This window comes from Ligilactobacillus equi DSM 15833 = JCM 10991 (assembly GCF_001435735.1).
Classification (GTDB): Bacteria; Bacillota; Bacilli; order Lactobacillales; family Lactobacillaceae; genus Ligilactobacillus; species Ligilactobacillus equi.
On sequence record NZ_AZFH01000052.1, the window covers coordinates 1 to 20,479 of the forward strand.

The 20,479-nt window shown below is 34.9% G+C and carries 21 protein-coding genes; all 21 read right to left on the reverse strand.

What is annotated here, in order from left to right; genetic code table 11:
- Positions 1 to 77 precede the first annotated feature (77 nt).
- Complete coding sequence (locus FC36_RS05110) at positions 78 to 308, reverse strand: hypothetical protein (RefSeq protein ID WP_025021102.1); 231 nt, start codon at positions 306 to 308, stop codon at positions 78 to 80.
- A gap of 534 nt (positions 309 to 842) precedes the next feature.
- Positions 843 to 1,211 (reverse strand): hypothetical protein, encoded by a 369-nt coding sequence (locus tag FC36_RS05115; protein ID WP_025021101.1) that lies wholly within the window; start codon positions 1,209 to 1,211, stop codon positions 843 to 845.
- Positions 1,168 to 2,610 carry an FtsK/SpoIIIE domain-containing protein gene (locus FC36_RS05120; RefSeq protein ID WP_025021100.1) on the reverse strand — a complete coding sequence of 481 codons (1,443 nt, stop codon included), beginning with the start codon at positions 2,608 to 2,610 and terminating at the stop codon, positions 1,168 to 1,170. Before FC36_RS05120 ends, FC36_RS05115 begins: the two co-directional genes overlap by 44 nt.
- Before the next feature lie 495 nt (positions 2,611 to 3,105).
- Positions 3,106 to 3,285 (reverse strand): hypothetical protein, encoded by a 180-nt coding sequence (locus tag FC36_RS05125; RefSeq protein ID WP_025021099.1) that lies wholly within the window; start codon positions 3,283 to 3,285, stop codon positions 3,106 to 3,108.
- A gap of 111 nt (positions 3,286 to 3,396) precedes the next feature.
- The gene (locus FC36_RS05130; protein ID WP_025021098.1) at positions 3,397 to 3,648 is read right to left on the reverse strand and encodes a hypothetical protein; all 252 of its coding nucleotides are present in this window, start codon (positions 3,646 to 3,648) and stop codon (positions 3,397 to 3,399) included.
- A gap of 95 nt (positions 3,649 to 3,743) precedes the next feature.
- A complete protein-coding gene (locus FC36_RS05135) occupies positions 3,744 to 4,286 on the reverse strand; it encodes a hypothetical protein (protein WP_025021097.1) in 543 nt (180 codons plus the stop codon).
- Between the two features lie 3 nt (positions 4,287 to 4,289).
- Positions 4,290 to 4,571 carry a hypothetical protein gene (locus tag FC36_RS05140; protein ID WP_025021096.1) on the reverse strand — a complete coding sequence of 94 codons (282 nt, stop codon included), beginning with the start codon at positions 4,569 to 4,571 and terminating at the stop codon, positions 4,290 to 4,292.
- Positions 4,572 to 4,576: 5 nt separating this feature from the next.
- A complete protein-coding gene (locus tag FC36_RS05145) occupies positions 4,577 to 4,810 on the reverse strand; it encodes a hypothetical protein (RefSeq protein ID WP_155889609.1) in 234 nt (77 codons plus the stop codon).
- Between the two features lie 139 nt (positions 4,811 to 4,949).
- Complete coding sequence (locus FC36_RS05150) at positions 4,950 to 5,261, reverse strand: hypothetical protein (RefSeq protein ID WP_025021094.1); 312 nt, start codon at positions 5,259 to 5,261, stop codon at positions 4,950 to 4,952.
- Between the two features lie 259 nt (positions 5,262 to 5,520).
- Entirely contained in the window at positions 5,521 to 6,795 is a 1,275-nt protein-coding gene (locus FC36_RS05155) for an RNA-guided endonuclease InsQ/TnpB family protein (RefSeq protein ID WP_035188461.1), read from the reverse strand.
- A gap of 102 nt (positions 6,796 to 6,897) precedes the next feature.
- Positions 6,898 to 7,170, reverse strand: a complete 273-nt coding sequence (locus tag FC36_RS05160; RefSeq protein ID WP_025021092.1) for a hypothetical protein — start codon at positions 7,168 to 7,170, stop codon at positions 6,898 to 6,900.
- Between the two features lie 370 nt (positions 7,171 to 7,540).
- Complete coding sequence (locus FC36_RS05165; RefSeq protein WP_025021091.1) at positions 7,541 to 10,132, reverse strand: AAA family ATPase; 2,592 nt, start codon at positions 10,130 to 10,132, stop codon at positions 7,541 to 7,543.
- On the reverse strand, positions 10,119 to 10,427 hold the full coding sequence (locus tag FC36_RS05170) for a hypothetical protein (protein ID WP_025021090.1): 309 nt from the start codon (positions 10,425 to 10,427) through the stop codon (positions 10,119 to 10,121). The genes FC36_RS05165 and FC36_RS05170 overlap by 14 nt, the downstream gene beginning before the upstream one ends.
- The gene (locus FC36_RS05175; RefSeq protein WP_025021089.1) at positions 10,424 to 10,864 is read right to left on the reverse strand and encodes a hypothetical protein; all 441 of its coding nucleotides are present in this window, start codon (positions 10,862 to 10,864) and stop codon (positions 10,424 to 10,426) included. Before FC36_RS05175 ends, FC36_RS05170 begins: the two co-directional genes overlap by 4 nt.
- A gap of 85 nt (positions 10,865 to 10,949) precedes the next feature.
- Positions 10,950 to 12,251, reverse strand: coding sequence for an RNA-guided endonuclease IscB (iscB, locus tag FC36_RS05180; RefSeq protein WP_051527989.1), 1,302 nt, complete (start codon positions 12,249 to 12,251; stop codon positions 10,950 to 10,952).
- A gap of 354 nt (positions 12,252 to 12,605) precedes the next feature.
- Positions 12,606 to 12,926, reverse strand: a complete 321-nt coding sequence (locus FC36_RS05185; protein ID WP_025021087.1) for a hypothetical protein — start codon at positions 12,924 to 12,926, stop codon at positions 12,606 to 12,608.
- Between the two features lie 16 nt (positions 12,927 to 12,942).
- Positions 12,943 to 13,215, reverse strand: a complete 273-nt coding sequence (locus FC36_RS05190) for a hypothetical protein (RefSeq protein WP_025021086.1) — start codon at positions 13,213 to 13,215, stop codon at positions 12,943 to 12,945.
- 117 nt (positions 13,216 to 13,332) lie between these two features.
- Positions 13,333 to 14,433: a hypothetical protein gene (locus tag FC36_RS05195; RefSeq protein WP_162257649.1), complete on the reverse strand. Its 1,101-nt coding sequence runs from the start codon at positions 14,431 to 14,433 to the stop codon at positions 13,333 to 13,335.
- Positions 14,348 to 15,148, reverse strand: coding sequence for a hypothetical protein (locus FC36_RS05200; protein WP_025021084.1), 801 nt, complete (start codon positions 15,146 to 15,148; stop codon positions 14,348 to 14,350). The genes FC36_RS05195 and FC36_RS05200 overlap by 86 nt, the downstream gene beginning before the upstream one ends.
- A gap of 123 nt (positions 15,149 to 15,271) precedes the next feature.
- Positions 15,272 to 19,912 (reverse strand): MFS transporter, encoded by a 4,641-nt coding sequence (locus FC36_RS05205; protein WP_056986752.1) that lies wholly within the window; start codon positions 19,910 to 19,912, stop codon positions 15,272 to 15,274.
- A 185-nt stretch (positions 19,913 to 20,097) separates the two neighbouring features.
- A complete protein-coding gene (locus FC36_RS12650; RefSeq protein WP_025021082.1) occupies positions 20,098 to 20,412 on the reverse strand; it encodes a helix-turn-helix domain-containing protein in 315 nt (104 codons plus the stop codon).
- Positions 20,413 to 20,479 lie beyond the last annotated feature (67 nt).

Consider the following 20,479-nt stretch of genomic DNA (forward strand, 5'->3'; position numbering starts at 1 on the left):
CTTCGGATTTATTACCTACTTACTCCTCTTTTTCGCAAAAAAACAAGCGCCAAAAAACGGCGCTTGTCGGGTGTATCTTAGTAATATCCTTTAAAGTTTCCTGAACGTAATTCTTTTTCCCAACCTTCAATTTCTCTCTTCAGTTGGTTAATCCACTTATAATCTGGATTTTCTTTGCTTTTCTCAAGTTCAATTAGGTTACGGTTATGATCAATTTTTTCCTCAAGGTGTCCCCGCCACGTTTCTTCACTTACAGGTTTTTCTTCTTCTCCCTTGGAAAAAAGCCAGTTTAGTAATTTTTTTATCATCCTTCACCCATCCCTTCTATAACTTTTAGTATGACTGTCATTAAGTGAGATATCAAGACTTGGACATATATATATTTGCGTTTTTGGAAAATATATATACATTTACAAATCACGATAGACACATGCTTTTCTCTTATTCCTTATAACCTTATTATGACACCCTCAATAGGATTGGCAAGCTGTGACTGATGTTGTTTCATCGGTCTTTTTTCGACTTATTATTAAGGTATAACAAAAACAAGCGCCAAAAAACGGCGCTTGTCGGGTATGTAAGTTTGTGCTATACTTACCTTGAAGGTAAGGAGCATAGCAGAAACGATAAGGCTACATGCAAACTTACGAAAAGTGTTCGTTTCTCTGTACCGTCAATACATTGTAGCGACACTTGAAACAAAAATGTTTCTATTAGTATCACCTCCTCTCTTTCAGAGAGTGTGTACTGGAAGTACGAATAGAATTATAGCAAAAAAAGGTCAAGAACTCAAACTTGACCTTTTTTATTTAGTTTTTAACGATGGATTTATACCTTTTATGTCATTTCTTCGCATCTTTTTTTATGTTAACTAAAAGTTTTAAACCCTGTTCAACGAAATCAGAATTAGCATCATTTAAACTTTTTAATTTTCGAAAATGATTCCAAAAAGCGTCACACAATGCCTTTTTAACTTCATCCGGGGTTGTTTTTTTACGTACATCGAAATTGAGGTAAATAGAAAAATTGCTAAAGATAAACTTATACCTGTATTTTGCACGTTCAAAAAAATTCACAGCAACTCCACAATAATAAAATTCAATTTCAGTTTCATCGAGGTAATATTTTATTAATTCCGCAATTTCCTCACCATTTAGACCGTTTTCTTCATTTTTCTTCAGGAATTCTTTCTTGGCTTGTGTTAATTTCATTAAAAACTTCTCCTTTTTGACTTTCAATCTGATTATTGACAATTTCAACTTTGCCATCAGCAACATTTAGTGAAATTTGAGAGCCATCTTTCCAACCCATTAGTTCGATAACTTTCTCAGGTAATTGAATGCCTAAATCGTTACTACCCCATTTATTAATATTTAGTTGTTTGATGTTGGCATTAACCGAAAAATCTACATTGCCTGTATTATATTTAGCGATGCCGTATTTTCTAATCGTACTTTGAACGACTTCATTGATGTTCTTGTCAGAAATATAAGGAAATAAACCGAGTTTAACATTATTAACACTATCCTCAATAAAGAAACATGCGTTACTTCTTTCAATATTATTTGAAATTTGATGAGTCTGAATATTTGTTTCAGGTAACGCCAATTCATTTTCAATAGGTTCGATTACACCTAAACAAATAAAGCCTGTAATGTTTGCTTTGATTTTACTATCAATAACTTCACTTCTTGCTGATTGGCTAGCAAGGATTAACCTAATTCCAGTTGACCTACTTATTTTTAAAATGTATTCTAAGCTATCAATCGGGTTATAACTTTCATCAAGGTTAGTATATTTAAATGAGTTAGTAATAGCAGGAAATTCATCAATTACAACTAATAATTCAGGAAGCTTGACACCCGTTTCTTCATAGTACTCTTTAAAATTAGAAACGTTAGCTTCTTTGAATAAGTGGATACGGGTTCTAACCTCATTTTCGATTTTTTTAATCAGTATAGTTGCACGTTCCAAACAATCATTTACTGGTGGAGTATACATAAACGGACTATCTTTCCAAATTTCAAAAGCATGCCCCTTACCATCAATTAAAACAAATTTTAAATCATCTGGAGTTGTTGTTAAGGCTAGATTTCTCAAAATATTTAAGACAAATGTTGTCTTACCTATACCTACTAACCCAGTAATGAGAATGTTCGGTGTAAAATCACCCATCTCAAGTATAATTGGTTGGTCTAATGCATCAATACCGATTGGAACATTAATCGAGTGACCATAAGATTTATGCGGAACAAATTTAAGCTTGTCAACATGACGAACATCTAAACTTGGCGCAAGATCTGTATCACAAAATGCGTCGATTTCGATTGAATAATCATAGACATCTGAATAAGCATAGACAGAAGTTTTTCTTACATTTGCACTAGTTGGATAAGAACATACATCAATAAGTTTGTTGATCATGGAGCTAGTAATTTTATTAGGCACTCCCTTTACTTTAAAATTAAAGTGAAGTAAGTTGTAATTAAAGCTCGAATCAACGAGTTTTACTTTACATTCAAGAGAATTTTCAAGAGTCTCTTCTAACATTTTACCTGTAAATTTAAGTTTGTCTTTCATATACTTTTTATAAGTAGTTTCAAAAATCATATTTTTCCTCCTCGTAAATACCTTTAGGATTTTTTTACAGCAATACGACAAGACGGATTTGCACCGTCCACTATTAACGAATTATTGCACTCACAACTCAACTCAAAAAACGCAATAATCTTGAAGTGCTATTTTTTGTCGTACCACAGGCAGTTTTTTTAAGTCAAGTCATTAACTACCTGAAAAAAGTCAACTCACAACACAAATCACGCTGATTATGTGTTATTTATTTGTCAAAACATTTTTTAATAGCTCACACTACTTTTTAAGTAGTTCAAGTCATCACCTGCACCGCAAATAAATGCGTCTGTTCCACCAGTAAAGCAGTCGAAAGGCGGTGATTCACCTCTTAAAAAAATATTTTGTTTTTTGGTCTTACGACCAATAACAATAGGACGGATTCGCACCGTCCGCTAGCCGAAGCTAACGCTACTTGCTACCGTTCTTCATTGGTAAAATTAGAAAATTCATTGTAAAGTAACCTAATTTCATTTTTTATTTCTCTCTTTTCTGCTTGCCGTTGTCATCATTACTTTCTACATTGTTCTTCTTATTCTCAGTTTTTTTATCAATAACTTTAAAAATATTCCAGAAGAAGAAAAACGTTATAGCAGATGTTCCAAAAACAGTTACTACACTTTTGAAGAGTGCGTAGAGCGCTTCATTGCTTAGCATAATTATCACCTACCTCAGAAATACGCCAGAATTAAACATAGGTAACTGGCATTTTGAAATTTTATAATCTATATTTTCAGCTTGAATGGATAATACCACATCTGCTGTTTTTTACTGTTTTTCGTTATTATTCTCAATATTTCGTTGATCCATGAAATCAGAAAATCTTATGAGTGCAATCATCTGGTCAACTGTTGTTGTTAATTCATGCAATGTATCGCTAATTTCTTGCCAATCTGATTCCGTATCAGCTTCATTAACATTTTGTGCGGTATTTGATAATTCTTCTAAAATATTATTTGCATTCTGTTTTTTAATTTGATGAATTTCTTCTTTTAATGTCAAAATACGTTTCTCTACCATATATCATTTTTCCCTTTCTAGTTGAATTACCAAAATAAAAATCGAGTTAAGCAAGCTTAAAGTTTTCACTTCAAACCCCTCACTAAAGTAAGGGGTTACTGTTGACCTACTTCTAATTTTTTCCTTATGAACGGAACAATTTCAGTGACCATGATAGCATTAACTCTCTTTTGTTGCTTATCTGAAATTGCACTTCGCTTATTGAACATACTTACTAGAAATTCATAATCATTCCTAGGATTATTTTTATTGTATTGTGTAGGTTTAAATGCACCCTTTTCAAATAGCATTTTTAACAACTTTTTAGAAAAAACATCTGATTTTAGTTCTAAGTATTTATACTTTTTGTAATAATTAAGTAAGAACAGGTATTGTTGGTAAGCTGTAGCATCTTTCCTAAGATCATCACGACCAAACCGGTTGATACATTCGCTACCAATAGGACTTAAGAAATTACCATTTTCAGTATTCTGAATCGTAAAAATATACTTGAGCCCATGCTTTCCACAAGTACAAGTTGTGCTAGACGAATCATCTTCTTCAACACCAACAACATCCCATTCTGCAACTGCCATATCCCATTCTTTGTTATTGGACAGGCTGATAACTTTTCTTTCTAGGTTTTCTCTATAATTCATGGGCTATAATTCCTCGATTTCAACGTCAATTTTGACTTTAGCCATAGTTGGTTTTGTCAATCCTACAATATTTTTTCTAGCGATAACAAAAGTCCCATTATCTTTCATATCACCTACATATTCCCCCGGAATTTCACTATTTTCCTCTTTAACAAAACAGTTTGTTACCGTTAACTTTTGCGTCTTAGAGTTAATAAGGTGGCTTAAATCAAAATAGAAAAGTACAAGTTTATCCTGAATTGCTTGCATGTTAATTTGTACTTCTTGTTCTAATGTCATTTTCATAAAAATTACCTCTCTGTATCTTTTTTAATGAGTTCAATGAATTTACTTAGGGATTTTACACCATCTTTGTCTAAAAGGACGGTTTCGATGCGAATATGTCCATTCCCTAATTCTTCTGCTACTAAGGTACTATCACCAAAAACGTTAATCTTTTCTAAAAACAATCTGTCCCTATAGGTAGAGATAGCATACTTTTCCTTAAAATTTCGTTCTTCTTCAATGGTTGTTAACTTTGGCATCTTGTCTCCCTCACTTTTTCTATTGAAAACTTTCCCCTTTTCGCTTAGAATAAACATGTACTGAATCACTGTTTTTTTAAAGAGTTACCTCTCTTTCTGTGACAGTACATTCTATCTAACTTCGTCCCCTGATTTAATATTAGGGGGCTTCTTTTTTATCAATTTTCAAGCAGTAACATTCCTTCTTTGCTCTTGTGATAAATCCTTGATTTTCCAACTCATCATATACAAACTGAGGAACATCTTCTGAAGTGTGAAATTCATACTCACCACCGATTACTCCATAAAGTGTATCGTTTAGACACCTATAATCAATCACATCAGAACTGTTTTCCAGTAAGATAGCTAACGTGCCATTATAAGCATTCCCTGAGTAACTCAGCGTATCATATTCATTAGTAATGCCATCTGTTTCGATGATGATTGGCATCGTCAAGTTGATTGTTCTCATAATCATCGCCACTGCTATATAAAATGTAGAATAATATAGAATGTCGAGTACCTTATTCTATATTATTAGAAAGATTATATAGTTTTTCCTTTCTTAATTTTATTCACTATCGTCAACATTAATATTCCCCACATTCTAATAAAAGAATGCAGACATTGACCAACTCTTATAGCTTTCTAGAAACGACTGTTTCTAAGGGCATACGTCTTAACGAAACATTAAGACGTCTATTAATAGCCATGCCCACTTAATAGATTATTTATTGCGCTAATGCAAGTAAATTCATCACCGCATTAACATCACGGTCACAGACGAAGTTGCATTCATAACAAATGTATTCATTGTGCTTAGTACCGTGTTTTTTATTACCGACAAGAGTAATTTTATCCTCACCAGTTTTAACGTGTCCACAATGGGAACAGCGTTGAGTACTAGGATAAAAGCGGTCGGCTAAGATTAATTCCTTGCCATACCAGTCACATTTATAGCTCAAAACTTGTTTGAACAAGCCAAACATTGAACGCTGTAAACCTTTGGAGGCCACATGGCTCATTTGCATGCCTTTAACATTTAAATCTTCAATCACAATGGTATCGTATTGACCAACCAATTTAGTTGTAAATTTGTGCATCAGGTCATGCTGAATATTGGCTACTTTGCGGTAATCACGTTGCAACTTGGCTCTCGTTTTAACGTAATTATTTGATTGTGTAGCTAATTTACCATTAGCGTTCCGCTTACGAGCTAATAAACGCTGATAATGTTTGATGCGCAAGTAAAGTTTTTCAAGTCTTTGCGGTAAAGTGTCAATGACACCTTCGGTGTAATTAAGGTGTCCAACATTAACGTCAACTGCCGTTTTCTTACCAGTTTTACCTTTTTCTTGAACCTCAATTTTAAAGGGCAATGAAGCATAATATTTTCCATTTTCTCGATAAACAGAAACCACACCTAATTTGCCGTTTAAGGTTTTAGCTCCTTTAAATTTGACTGGTTGCCAATCTTTTTTAGAAATATCAGCATAATGTGGTCTGTCTAATAACAATTTATTTTCGATAATTTGTGCTCTATCAGTTTTAAAACCTTGTCTAGGAGCTTTCTTAGACTTAAATTTAGGCATGCCCCAATCTGGCTGAGCCTTATTAAAGAAATTAGCCCACGCTTTACCTAAGTCACTAATAGCTAATTGTAAACAACGTGCTGAAAGTTTATCTTGCCAATCTTGTTTTTCATTAACCATAATATTCCTAACATTTTGAGCGCTAGGACTAGGACACAATTCAAGCAAGTTTGCTTCTTTTGAAGTAAAATCAATGCTTTTTCTTTTGGCTTTAGGCTTTCTTAGTTCCTTTGCGTATAACTGCAATTTTTGTTTAAGCTCATCAGAAAACATAACTTGTCGGTTGAAATACAAATCTTGCCATAGTGCTAAGCCTTGATTCCAACAATAACGACGATAGTCACATAAATCATCTAAGACCTGTTGCATTTGAGGACTAGGGTATAATCTAACTTTTTGTGTTCTAACAACCATTATTTTCACCACCTTTCAAAGATTTATCAATAACATATAATTCAATAAAATGACACTTTATTCTACTTTATCGTTAACAGTTAATTTCTCCTTATTTTAGGGTTATCCGACTAATTGTTGTGTTGCTTGCTTTTTCTTTTCTTCCCTAATCAAGTACTCCATGTACCAGTCAATCATTTTATGTCCAATAGTTTCGGGAGTTGCTAAGAAGCTACCCGCTTTATCCTTCACTCCGAATTTCTTGATACTCTCCTCGTTGTTATCAAACATGAACTTAATTGTTTTATCTGAGTAATTAGATACTTTTAAAAAAAGGGTTGTTTGTCTGCGGTATTCCTTTTCATCTGCTGTCATAAATTTGTTTGCTTTTGTCATATTCTTTTTTCCTTTCCATACTTTCTGGCCTAATCATAACAGTCTATTTATTAATAGCAAGCTATGACACATTTTTAAAACAAGAAGCTGACCGCAAGCGATCAGCAATAATGAGTCGTCTACCGACATCGAATTACGTACTTGTTCTGGCACGAGTATTCGCTAATCTTTAGATTTCTCTTTGTTCTGATTGCTTATTGTTACTAGCCTTCCCGTTGACCCAATAAGCTATATCATTATCACCTTTGACAATGATAATGATTATCGGCATTTCGATAGGGCTGCCATCCCATAAAAAGTATGATTAACTTCCTATAATCACATCAACTATCTTATCTTCACTATCGAGAAAGACAAGTATTGACAGAATTTAGTAATTGGCGAAGAAATCAGTATTTGATATCTTACTTTCGACATTTTCATCTTTCGCTGATTCATCTGTGATTAAGTCCCAAATATCACTTCGCTTCATCCCCGAAACATCACGGTAGACAGGAATTGTCATCTCCTTATCGACAAAGTGGTATTCATCTACAATCCAAACACTTTCATCCGTATCGGTATAAGTAACCATCACAGAAGCCATCTTATTTGACGTAGTTTCAGCTAACGAGTTTCCGTTGGTATTAATGGTGAAGTAACCATCCATAGGAAGGTTCTCTTCTAAACGATATTCAACAGCAACAGACAGTTTTCCTTTAATTGTATCGTTAATATAGTTATTAATTGCCCTAGCACCGATATTTTTAGCATCTTTACTTATGATATCTTTAGCAATCATGACAGATACAATATCAACATTATTAAACCGTTTAAAGTCTAACCCGTAGTTACTCCATTCCTCAGATGTTAAACTTTCTGGAATTTTAACATCAAAACCTAACTCTCTTTCTTCATCAGCAAACTTATTCAGCTTTATATTAGCGATTGTTGCAAATGAAGTAGGTTGAAGTGGGAAGAATGGAATAATACTAAACCGTTGTAAAAATTCAGGAGGTAGTCCGTTATTTTCTCCTTCATTCCCAGTAACTAAGGCATTTTGAATATTCATTGATTGATCTCGCCATTGTTCTTCAAGGGATGCTGTTAACACATCCGGTGTATCAATTTCATCTAAGTGCATGGCTTCAGCTGACTTAGCAATTTGACTCGCACCCAAATTAGAAGTTGCAATAACAATACATGAACTAAGTGAGCGTTCTACTCCGTGGCTATCACGGACAATACCATCATCAATTAGTCGCATACACGCCTTGGCCATATTTTTATCAGCTTTTTCAATTTCATCGATTAAGATGATTCTTGATTTATCTGTTTGCACACTATCACCGATAAACTGAGTAGCTTCTGTGACCGCTTCTGGAGTTAAGTAATCACCACCATTGAGCGTTAAGATTGCATCCTCCCGACCGAAAATAGCCTCAGCTAAAGATTTAACCGATTCGGTTTTACCAATCCCAGTAGTTCCTACTAATAGTAGCGTCATAATTGGTTTACGATAATCACGCTTAGTAAACCGAGCTTTCCGAGCTGTACCAACCATAGTATTAATTGCTAAAGGCTGACCTTTAACTCGTCTTCTGATAACTTTTTGCACGTGTCTTGAATTAATGTTTAAGTCAATCTTGATTCCGACTCCCGCAAAAGCTTCTACTACATCTTGATGAGTAACATCCCTTTTTTCACCTGTACGGTGGTATTCTTCACGACAAATTCCACAAATGGCATCCATGACAGCTAATGACTTAGCAGGCTGAGGTTGATTGCTTATCAATTGCGTTGATAACGTGACAATTTCTTTGATAATCCCGTCACTGAACTTAGGAATGTAGTCCCACTTCTTGGTGAGGTCTGCCAATTGACTCTTTACGATTTGAACTGTAACCTCATCAGTAGGTGGAACTAATACAACGTTAGAGAACCGCCTTTCAAACGCTCCGTCTTTTGCAATACTATTTTTGTATTCATAATCAGTAGTAGCGGTGATAAGCTTAGCTTTACCACGAGCCATCCCTTCTTTGAGGGCGTTCATTGCCCCAGAAGATCCTTGCCCTTTTGCTGATTCCCCATAGTTATTTAACTTGTGAACCTCATCAATAAAAATGGCCAAGTCATACCGATTATTAATAACAACAGAGCGTGTGTAGCTTTCAAAATTCTCCTGATTATGTTCTTGTAAGGTTTCTAGTGCTTTTTTAGATAAACTCTTACCGTCAAGAGTAAACTTACCATCCTCTTCTTTTACGGATAACGAAAAAGTATCTGTTTGCACCCTTTCAGCTGTGGGATTTTGTTTAAGTAATACATCAATTTGCACATCTGATAAGACAGATAAATCAATCTGCTCATTTTCGAGATGTAACACATCAGTTTGTATTCTTTCCCCTTTATTATCTATTAAAAGGTCTTTGATTTCTTTTGATGATAAACCAAGTAAGCTAATTTTATTAGCTTTGAAAAACACTTTATCATATACGCTTACTAAAGCATGAGGTGTACTGTTTATAACTTTTTCAACTTCAGTTTCAGTCATTCCCGTTACATCTATTTTTTCGTATTCATCATAGTTTGAAATCAAAGTTTGATATTCAATTTTAACTAGATCCCGCATTAAACTTTCCATTCGAGAAACCATTGTCCTACCGGGTAATGCACCAATGCTTTCAATAGCAACCCTAATCACTAACGCAGGTGTCTGTGATTGTAGGTGATCATACGTAAATTTCTCAACAGTGGCTGTTTTACCAACCCCCTGTGGCCCAACCAAAATAATATTGCGAGTCATAACTTGTTCTAGTTTCTGGTTAATTTTCAGTAAAGTATCTTCATAACCCACTAAAACATTAGAGGCTTCAACCTTTGACATCGAATAATTATATTTTTCATCAATATCTGCAGGAATTACTAGCCTCAAATCATTCATCTCTTGTTCTACATCGTCTGATTTTTTAATCTCTGTCAAAAATTTCATCCCTCTCGCAATCTAACAACTTAAAGCATAGCTCAGCAACTTCATTGAATTGTTTTAAACCTTCTAAGTCTGCTAGACATATATTTTGCACAAAGTCAACTGTACCATTGTCTAGATGAACAATAACGAGTGTAACATCATCTGATTTAACATGATACTCAGTGCCTTTAGCAATTCTTAGTAACAAGCCTTCTTCAGACTCACCATCTACAGTTGCTTGACCGCCGTGAACTAATTCAATTTCAAAACCTAATTCTTCTAGCTTCTTTTTAGCATCTTCTCTCATAAAACCCTCCATAGTTTTCGCAAACCAAAAATTGACATTACAGACATAGCAACAAGAATTGAACAAACTAAAAAACTAGCAATGCTTAAAGCACCTTTTAGTGTGAAAATTGCAATTATTGATAATACGGTAAAAACAAAGAAAACAATACTAAAAGCAGTCATTAATGCAGTTATAGTTTTAGCGTATTTAGCGTAACGTTTACCGTTTTTATCATGAAAAATTGCCCTAAAAAAGAATTCATCCTCATTGCTATCAAAAACAATAATTAAAAACAACCAAATGAAGCTTAAACATATTCCTAAATTTAACAACCAACTAGGGATGCTAAACGAAGTGTTTTTTGCCGTTTGACTTAATTCTGACCAATTAGGCAATACAAGTCCAAACAATATTCCCGAAAATAAAAATCCCAAAAAAGATGTGGCTATAGTCATAGTACTAACAACAACTTTACTAATGTTTTTTTCATAAGCATCACCCTCGTAACATATAAAAAAGCTGACTTCTTTCTATTTTTATTTATTCCATAACGTATCTTTGTTCGGAAATACTGGTGTTACACCAATTGTTTCTATGATTAATGAATTCAACATTAGACAAGTTTGTTTGCTTGTACGTATTGAGAGTCAGATAATTACCAAGACAATCCTTGACATAACAAGAACTCCCTGTAAAGCCACTAATATAGCCTTTAAATTTACTGTTCTTGATTCTGACATAATCATTAAGCCAAAATCCTTTAGCAAATTTAGTATTTTTAGCATTCCGTTTACTGGTTATGTTTTTGGCTTTACGTCCTTTACGAGCAGTTGCTTCATGTAAAGAACGTTTCTTTTTCCTAAATTGCTTAAACATCACAACGCTAGTAGGCCTAGAATTAATCTTCTTGATGCCACTAATAGCGATTGCGTCGTTGTAATGCGATTTAGATAAGCTTAAATCCGCTCTTTGAAGTGTGGTAAATGCTCCGTATTGGAAGTGAGCTTGCGGAAAAGCAGTCCACAACCGTCTACGTAAGATATTCATAAAAGTTGCACCTTTCAAAGGCTTAGTTACTTTCTTTTTCTTCTTACATAATTCATATAATTTACCACCTTCAGCGTGATTCTTAGCTGTATGACAATCCGCACAGACTGTTAATAAATTCGATGGTACATTAGTACCACCTAAGGAGCGGTAAATAATGTGATGAATTTTTAGTTTGCCACCTTTTTTCTTGCAGACTTGGCACTTATATTGGTCGCGGGCTAAAACATATTGCTTAACCGTTTGATAGCCGTACAAGTCGCCTTTTCGATAGCCCTCACCTTTAATGGCAGGGTCTTTCATCTTTTGCATATCGAATTTACCAATTTCGATGTGTAATTCAGGGTTTGGTAACACCGATAACAGGTGTTTAATCCAGTTAATGTTGTTATTAACTTTGCTTTGTACGGACGGTGGTAGCCAGTTATTTTTCTTAGTTTTAGTGCGATTTAAAAACCTTGCTTGACGGTATCTAGTTTTACGATTTCGTCTACTTCTACGATAAATACGTCTAGTATCGAGTAATTTCTTAACGTCTTGGCGTAATTCAACTTCACTTTGAAAGAAGACTTTATCTTGACTTGTTACCGCAAGCCCAATATGCCGTTGCCCACTATCGACACCTAGCTTAACTGGTTGCTTATATCCACTTGCACCATATAATAATTGAATGGTGAATGGTTCTTTCTTGATCGGTTTAGCCTTACCGCTTTGTAATAACTTTCTAGCCGTTCTTGGCTTACAAGGCATTAACGCTTCACCATGCTTATTAATAACAAAAACTCGATTTTGCATTTTTTCTCCTTTCATTTTTTATAAGGTAGTTATGACCTTATCACGTAATTATCAGAGAACTAATAATTGCATGTGGTTACCCTTCGACAAGGTTATTTTAGCTTATTAACAAGGTTGACTAGGACGTTAACCTCATCCTTGTTTACAGAGCCTCCATAGAGCTTAGAACTAGGGTATCATTCCAAGGTATGATGACTAAAATAACGTAGTTACATAAATAACTCAGTCTAGACAATAAATTCTGAATTGCTCCAGAATCCTCATCAAAGTGAGCAGGCTTAAAATTTTCATTTCAAGCCCCTTACTTTAGTGAGTGGTTACTGTTGTCTTTCCATTCTATCTAACTTCTTTCTTCTATTCTTTTTCTAAAATTTCTATCTGTGCCAGTTTTTCCTGTAACTCAGAATAGGCTTTTATTTTCTTTTTCAACAGTTCGTTACTTTTCTCGACCCGTTTACTTCTTTTCTTCCAATAATCAGCATCCTTAGAGATTGTTTTCTTATATTTAACCTCATCGAGGACTGCTCCAACACGTTCAACGACTTCTTTTCCATAGCGCCTAGGTTTGGAGCCTGAACCTGATTTTTTAAGAAGGCCTAACTTGTTCATATAGTAGTATACAGTGCCGACTGGTGAATCATATTTGACGGCTATTTCTTTGACTGTCAATCCCAATTTACACACCTACTTTTTAAAAATTAGGTAAACCAATACCAATAGTGCTTTCGTCTTTCTTGACTTTAGTTTGTTCTTGTTGCATATCTGCACGGAAAGTCTTTGAATTATTTCTATGCACACCTGTTACTTCTAGTGGTTTAAACTTAGGCAACGTTCTTTCTAAAACATCGGTATGAATACGGTCTACTTCTTCTAAAAATTCATCATAGTTTAGAGATGGATTTTGTTTGAAAAAATTTTTCAACTCAAGATACATCTCATCTGGAGTGACTTTGTTTTTTTGCATAACACATTTTCCTTTCTTGTGAAATTTAACCGATTATACGGCTTTTAGAGGGATGCTAGGAATCGAACCTAGAAAACTCACCATGAGCATCCCTAATTTTCGCTCTTGCCCTAATGCCTACTGCTCAATATCAAGGGATGAAACTGAGAAACGGGTAAACTTAGTTTGTTCAGGATCAAGAACGTCTTTCTTAATGACGCTATCCTGCAGTTTCTTAATTGAAGCTTGATAGGTTGCAACACTTGCATTCAAATCATTAAGGGTCTGATTAATATCTTGTAATTGTTCTTGTGCAATTTCGTCATCAGGGTTTTCAGCTAAACGACGATTCATTTCAACTACCGTATTTTTGCCTCGCTTAATTTTCTTTTTTAAAGAAGCCAATGTCTTTTTCTTTTTAGAAATATTTTCCTTTATAAATAAAGAGTTAACAACGTCTCTGTCGTTTTTCCAATTTTCTTTTGACCTCTTAGCATTGTGAGCGTTTAAGCGCATATAGAAAATAGGCGGAGTAGTTTGAGATTTACGTGTTGTAGTAGTTGATGATTCTTCATCATCTCCTGCTAATTGTGCTGTAATAGACTTGTCAATATCCGATTCACTAATCGAATCTGTTCCTTCTCTCAAATCGTCTGAAGTAACTAAATAACCACGGTCAACTAGCATCACAATAAAAGCTTGATTTTTAAAACCTCTATCACTGTGTATTGTAAGTACCCCGCTACTGTCAGTACCAAACATCCCGTAACGTAGCTTAACACCCGGTAAATCATTCTCTGGTGTTGTAACTAAACGCAAGATATAACGTGTACCAAAAGATGATAGCTTCTTGTGTGCGACGTCATCGTACTTAATTTGAACTGCCAAAGTTTTACCATCTTCACTTAAAACGGTATTACCTAAGGTCAATTTCCCATCTGTACTTCCCCCCCACAAAGGTAAATTAGAACCTTTAACCATGGATGAACGTAGTACTCTAGCGTTATAAGACGATATGTTAGCCCTAATCATGATGAATGAGGCCATTATACCGACAACAGATAAAGCAAGTATAATCGGCATAACCCAGTGCAGTTTTTCATCAGCAGGTTTTTTATACTTAGGACGATATCCTCGCTTCCCTTTCTTTTCCCTATCTTTCGATACCTTTTCTTCTTTTTTCGAGTTTTCTTTGGATTTTTTGGACTCTTTTTTTCGTTTTAGTGTAAACAAAAACAATTATTTTCCCCCCAAACATAAAAATGAGTGCGATTATTTGATAGGTAATCAAATAATAAAGTGACTGATTCATTAAGTTAATATCACCATATTTATTAGTGTTAATTATTATTTTTACAATTTTAGGGCTATAATCGCTATAACCTGTTAATGTAGTTAATCCTGCAATCGTAATTGCAACTTGATTTAGAACTGCAAAATAAGGAATACATACGACAAAAAGCCACCAATTAGTCTTTTTTAACATTTTCTTAGTAAGAAAAGCGCCCCATACAATGCCGACAACACAAGTAGCTACCACCAAATAGTTATAAACATAGGTAACGTTAACCATATGGATAACTGCCTTAGTTGTAACCTTTCTAGATGGATACATCATGATCATTCCAATCCAGTTAGTTGCTGTCATCACTGTTAAGAAACTGCCTAAATATTTTGTGTAAATTGACATCTCCCTTTTTTTGACTATAAAAATTGTAAAAACAATCGCCACAATTAAGCTGACAGCCATCCCAATTGTTAAAACCCAATCAGGGGATGTTTGTAGTTTTAGTGGCGTAACACTAGATGGTTTATTTTGTACCAAGGAAAGTCCACCGTAGACAAGCATAATAAGAGTTGTAGTAGCCAACGTTGCAACTGTACCCGGTAAAGATTTCGCCGAAAAATTAGCGAAAGTAAAAATAAAATAATTTTGTTTATTTCTTTTTTTCATACCTCAATTATAGCAAAATTAATAGTAAATTTAAACACTTGCAAAAATAAATAATTAGTTTTTGATAAAACTTATTGAACGTTAAAAAACTCGGTAAAATCAACGTTTACCGAGTTTTCTTATTTATTTTACTCCTTTGATATTTTTAACTGCATCAGTTAACTTTTGAGTATCTACTTGATCCATAGCGTTTAAAGTTTTCACACTATCTGTAATATCACGAGTAATGTTTAATCTTTCATTAGTGTTATTCGCAACATTTAACTTGTCAATTAAGGTTTTAATATCAGCGTTATTAGATAAGCTACCTAATGAACTTTGAACTTGTTGTGCAAAATTAGCACCTAAATTTCTATTATGTGTTTGCGACATAACATCTAATTGTCGTCTAAGTAGCGAGGCGGTTTCGTTATTACCATCTGCATCTGTAGCTTCAATAGCACTTGCCATGGCCTTTTGAACTTCGTCATAGTTAATAGCTGTTGGAGCGGAGGTATAATTACCCAATGCACTGTTAATACCTCTAGAAATATCTTCTCCAATGTTAGGATTATTCGTTACAGTTTGAGTGATTTGTTGCGCTTGCGTTTGAACACCTGTCGCTGATATTTTTTCAAACTGCTTACCTAATTCATTTGCAAGGTTTGTATCGCCATTGTTGTATGCTTCTCTTTGAACTTCCTTAATGCTTTGTTGAGCAGTTAATAGGTTCTCGGGAGTTGTGTCCATTTGGTAATCAGTAATTTTGCCAACCATCTCTTGAACTTTAGACTCTGAAATACTTGTGCTATCACCTACTACTTGTTGAATATTATCTCTAATCGAACCGATTTCTACTTGATCTAACTTAGAAGTGATATTGTTAATCGTTTCGATTTCTTGCGGATCACTAAGAGTTTCTTTAGCATTGTTCAACATACTTCTTACACCTGAAAAATCAGCATTTTCAGGGTGTAATGTTACATCGTTTAAATCATTAGATAATTGTTGTTTTGCACTATCTGATAATCCGTCAATATTGTCTAAAGTCCCGTCAAAGTTAAGGTTATCAAGTGAGCCGGCATTAACATCGAGGGATGGAATCTTTAATCCTTCAAGTTGACTAATCTTTGCATCAATGTTACTCAATTCTGCAGGAGATGCTCCACTTTCTAACATAGCGTTTCTCAATGTCTTCATACCATCAATGGAGTGATTTAGGTTTTCAGATGTAGGATTTAAGCTGTAATCAGCTAAGGCATCCCGTACATTATTTCTTAATGTATCTCCGTTAGTAATATGAGATAAGTCAAGATTATCTAATTCACCGTTAATTCCTTCGATAGATCCATGATCAATATTTGCTGAAGGTAATTTCAACCCTTCAAGTTTACTAATTTGTGCATCCACATCTTGTAATTCCACAGGAGATGCGCCACCTTCTAACATAGCATTTCTCAACGCTTTCATACTGTCGATTGAGTGGTCAAGATTTTCGGTTGTAGGATTTAAACTGTAGTCAGCTAAAGCATCCCGGACGTTGTTTCTCAAAGCATCTCCATTAGCAACGTTAGATAAGTCAAGGTTATCCAATTCACCATCAATACCTTCAATGATACCATGGTCAATATTTGCTGAAGGTAATTTCAGCCCTTCGAGTTTACTAATTTGTGCATCCATATCTTGCAATTCTGCAGGAGATGCACCACCTTCTAACATAGCATTTCTTAATGCTTTCATGCTGTCAATCGAGTGATTTAAGTTTTCGTCTGTAGGTTTCAAAGTGTAATCAGCTAAGGCATCTCGTACATTATTTCTCAATTTATCACCATCTGTAACGTTTGATAAATCAATACCTTGTAATTCATCGTCAATTTTTCTAGTAACATCTGACACATTAACAGTAGTTTCAGCGCCGTCACCAGTAACATTAACATCTCCAATACCGTTCAAGTTACCAATAGCTCTATCGATTTTACCAAGTTTTTCTGGATCGATACCATCAACTTCCATAGAATCGTGAAGTTTTTGTAGCTTATCTTTCAAAGTATCGTAATTTTCTTGAGTTGGATCATCATTGTAAGCTTCAATAGCCTTCATTACTTCATCCCTATTGCGTATTGAAGTATCACTTAATTGTGATTCATCCACACCCATTAAGTCCTCCGTAAGGTTAGCTAACCCTTGTTTACGTGCAATTTCATCAGCTGATAATGGGCGAGTGCCACCTCTACCAAAGAGACGACCCGCTTGCTTAGTGATACCTTGAGATAGCTTGGAGTTCTTGATAGCTGACACGTCATCCATGAGGTCATCCTTAGCATCAGACCAATTTCCGCCGGTTGAAGTCTTTAACCCTGCCTTACCGCCAAGGAAACGAGCCGCTTTTGAACCTAAGTTATCCGCTTCCCACTTCTTAGCACCTTTTGAACCTGCGTTAACACCTCGTCCACTTGTTCCAATCGCTCTTCTTTCCCATTGCAAGCCGTATGCTTTTGCCGTTTCCCAAGGGAAAGAAAAGACATAAATTAAAGCGGAACGTGCGTTGTTAACATCATTTTTGATTACATATACTAAAACAAATGCTAAAATAGCGGATGCAATCGGAGCTAAAGACGTCATCATCATCATTGCATCACCGGTTAAATTGGTTTTTGGTACTGCAGAAGTTGATATGTTTTTGAGTATTGTTGCAAAAACATTCGGTAATGCTATCCCTAAACCAGATATAAGTTTGGTTGCTAATGAAAAGACAATAATTGTTCCTACTACACCAGAAGAGTAGATAATATATGCTATACCATACTCGAAATCTCCAATCGTTAACCATTTCAAGGCTGTGATAATCGGTTTCACGTTCATTTCAATCAAACCAACTGTTAAAACTGCTAATAATGCCACAAACCATAGAACAAGCGAAATAAGCACTGTACTGATAGCTCCAATAGCAGAAATGAAAGGCACACCTACTAATGAGAATGAGTAGTAATTTACTCGGCTACTATCGAATAAACCACCGATACTTGGCATCCCACGAGCTGGCCCAGATAAGTAGTATTCACCACCTGTTGAATTAAATTTAGTTGACAGAATTAAGTACATACTCTGGTCTGAAATACTTTGAGATCCGTCATTACCACTACCTACAGCGTTGACAATTTGTTCAAGGGATGGTGGAACTTTATTGTAGTAGTTGTTCAAATTTGCACCAGACGTCTTAGAACCATAAATAAAACGTTCTCTCCAAGCTCGAGCAGGAGATACTGCCAAGCCAACACTTGATGTGTTGCTACTACTATTTGAACTAGAGTCAGAATCGGAACTGGAATCTGAGTCAGAATCAGATGATTCGCCATCATCTTTGTAATCATCAATAGCTTTTTCAAAGTTCCAGTCGCCTTTTTGCTTTTCATCATCAATTTTTGTTGGGTCTTTACCTGACTCTTTACTTGAGTAGTAATTATTATCGGTATTTACAATCCATGGTGCAGATTCTCCTCCACTATTTGATTGGGGAATTTGAGCCCAGTTTTGAGCGTAATTATAGTATGATCCATAAGAACCGACAGAATCATTTGTTCCTTCATACTGAATGTATTGTTCAGCTGAAAAAGTATCTGATAGCATATACCTTAATGCGACTGCAGAGTTAGCAAAACTAAAGTTTGCCCCCATATTATCATTTGAAAAGTAGTCACTATTACTGTTGATGGATTTGATTCTATCGGTAGCGGTAGATGAACCATAAGGAACAAAATCATTATCAACATAACCTTTACCGTTATTAGCACTAATACCGCCTGTTTGTCGGTCATTACCATTAGGTGCAAAATTTCTCTTTTTAGCCCAGTTTTCATCATCAATCAAGTAACTTGAATATAAACTGGTATCTTTATTATCACTTGTAAAAGTCAATGCTGTAACTTCATTAATTGCATAAGCGGATAATGCAACTCCAATAGGAACAAGGCCAACCGCTAAAAGGCGACCAATAAGCTTATTTCGATATTGTCTACTATGCCTTCGATATCCGCCTTTCAAATATCCCCAAACACCGAGAACAATAAAAATTGCTAGGATAGTAAACATTGCTTCGATAACATTTTGAACTGTACCCTTACTTATCCCCAGAGTATCACTTAATGATTTGCCTAAACTTTTATCATCTACTACGGAAACATTAGTAAGCCAATCCGCCATCAATGGAATCAAATTAAATTTAGCAATCAATGCCGGAATTGCATAAATTACAGCAGAAAAAATATCGTAGGCAAAACCAAAAACTACAAGTAAAATCCCCAAAAGAAATCTACCGATCATTGGTAAAATGATATTAAACCCTTGGTTTTGCGTTGTGAAATAATTAAACTTTGAATAAGTAGCCATCATTGCTACAAAATTTTTAGCCGACGATTCATCCCCATAATCTTTCCCACTATCTACAATTGAACCGTAAGCAAACGTACCTTGCGCTCCGGGATTGTATTTCTGGGTTAAAAAACTTTTTTGTGAGGTCTGATTCGCTAAGGCGTCGCTTTTATCATTCAATAGGTAATATTGATAAACTGTACCGAACTTGTAGTTGATACTAGCGCCGTCCGCAACATTTAATGCTTGTGAACCACCAAATGATAAGAAGCCTAAAATGACAGCAATGACCACAAATTTACTGTTAATCACTTTCCATAATTTCTTACCTAACAACTTCAATCTGGATAAAAAGACTGCTTTATCAAATTCGGCAAAAGCAAAGGGACGCCTCAGCCTCTTAACTAAAGAAATCAATTTAATTCCCCCTTTTTATTTATATTTACTTTATCAGTATAACATTTTTTATTATAAAATAATCAAAATTAATTTGTTTTTATTTTTTGAAAATATAATAAAAAAAGAGCATACCGACCCATTTTTACATGGGGGCACGCTCCTTATTACTAATTTGACAATATCGTTCTACACTAATGCCATCTTCAACAATGTTTCGACGCTTGTATTAGGGTTTTCGCCGTGTTGACTAGCATATTTCGTAATTTTTTCGTATATATCAGCATCAATCTCAACGTTAACATTTCCTTTTTTGTGTCAGAAGAAAAAATAACTTGAGTATCATATCCGATACCACTAGCGTAACGTTTTAATGTCGCTAGACTAGGAATCGAGTCAACCGATTCAATTTTTGCTATTCGGGGTTGGCTCATCCCAGTTCGTTTAGCTAATTCTTTTTGTGAGATACCCAGTTCTAATCGTTTAGCAACTAAGAATGCTAAGCTATCAATCAGTTCCATTTCTTCTGACGATGAACTACACCGCCACTAAAGTGACGGGTTTCTGGGAACACTAAGTAGTGTTTAG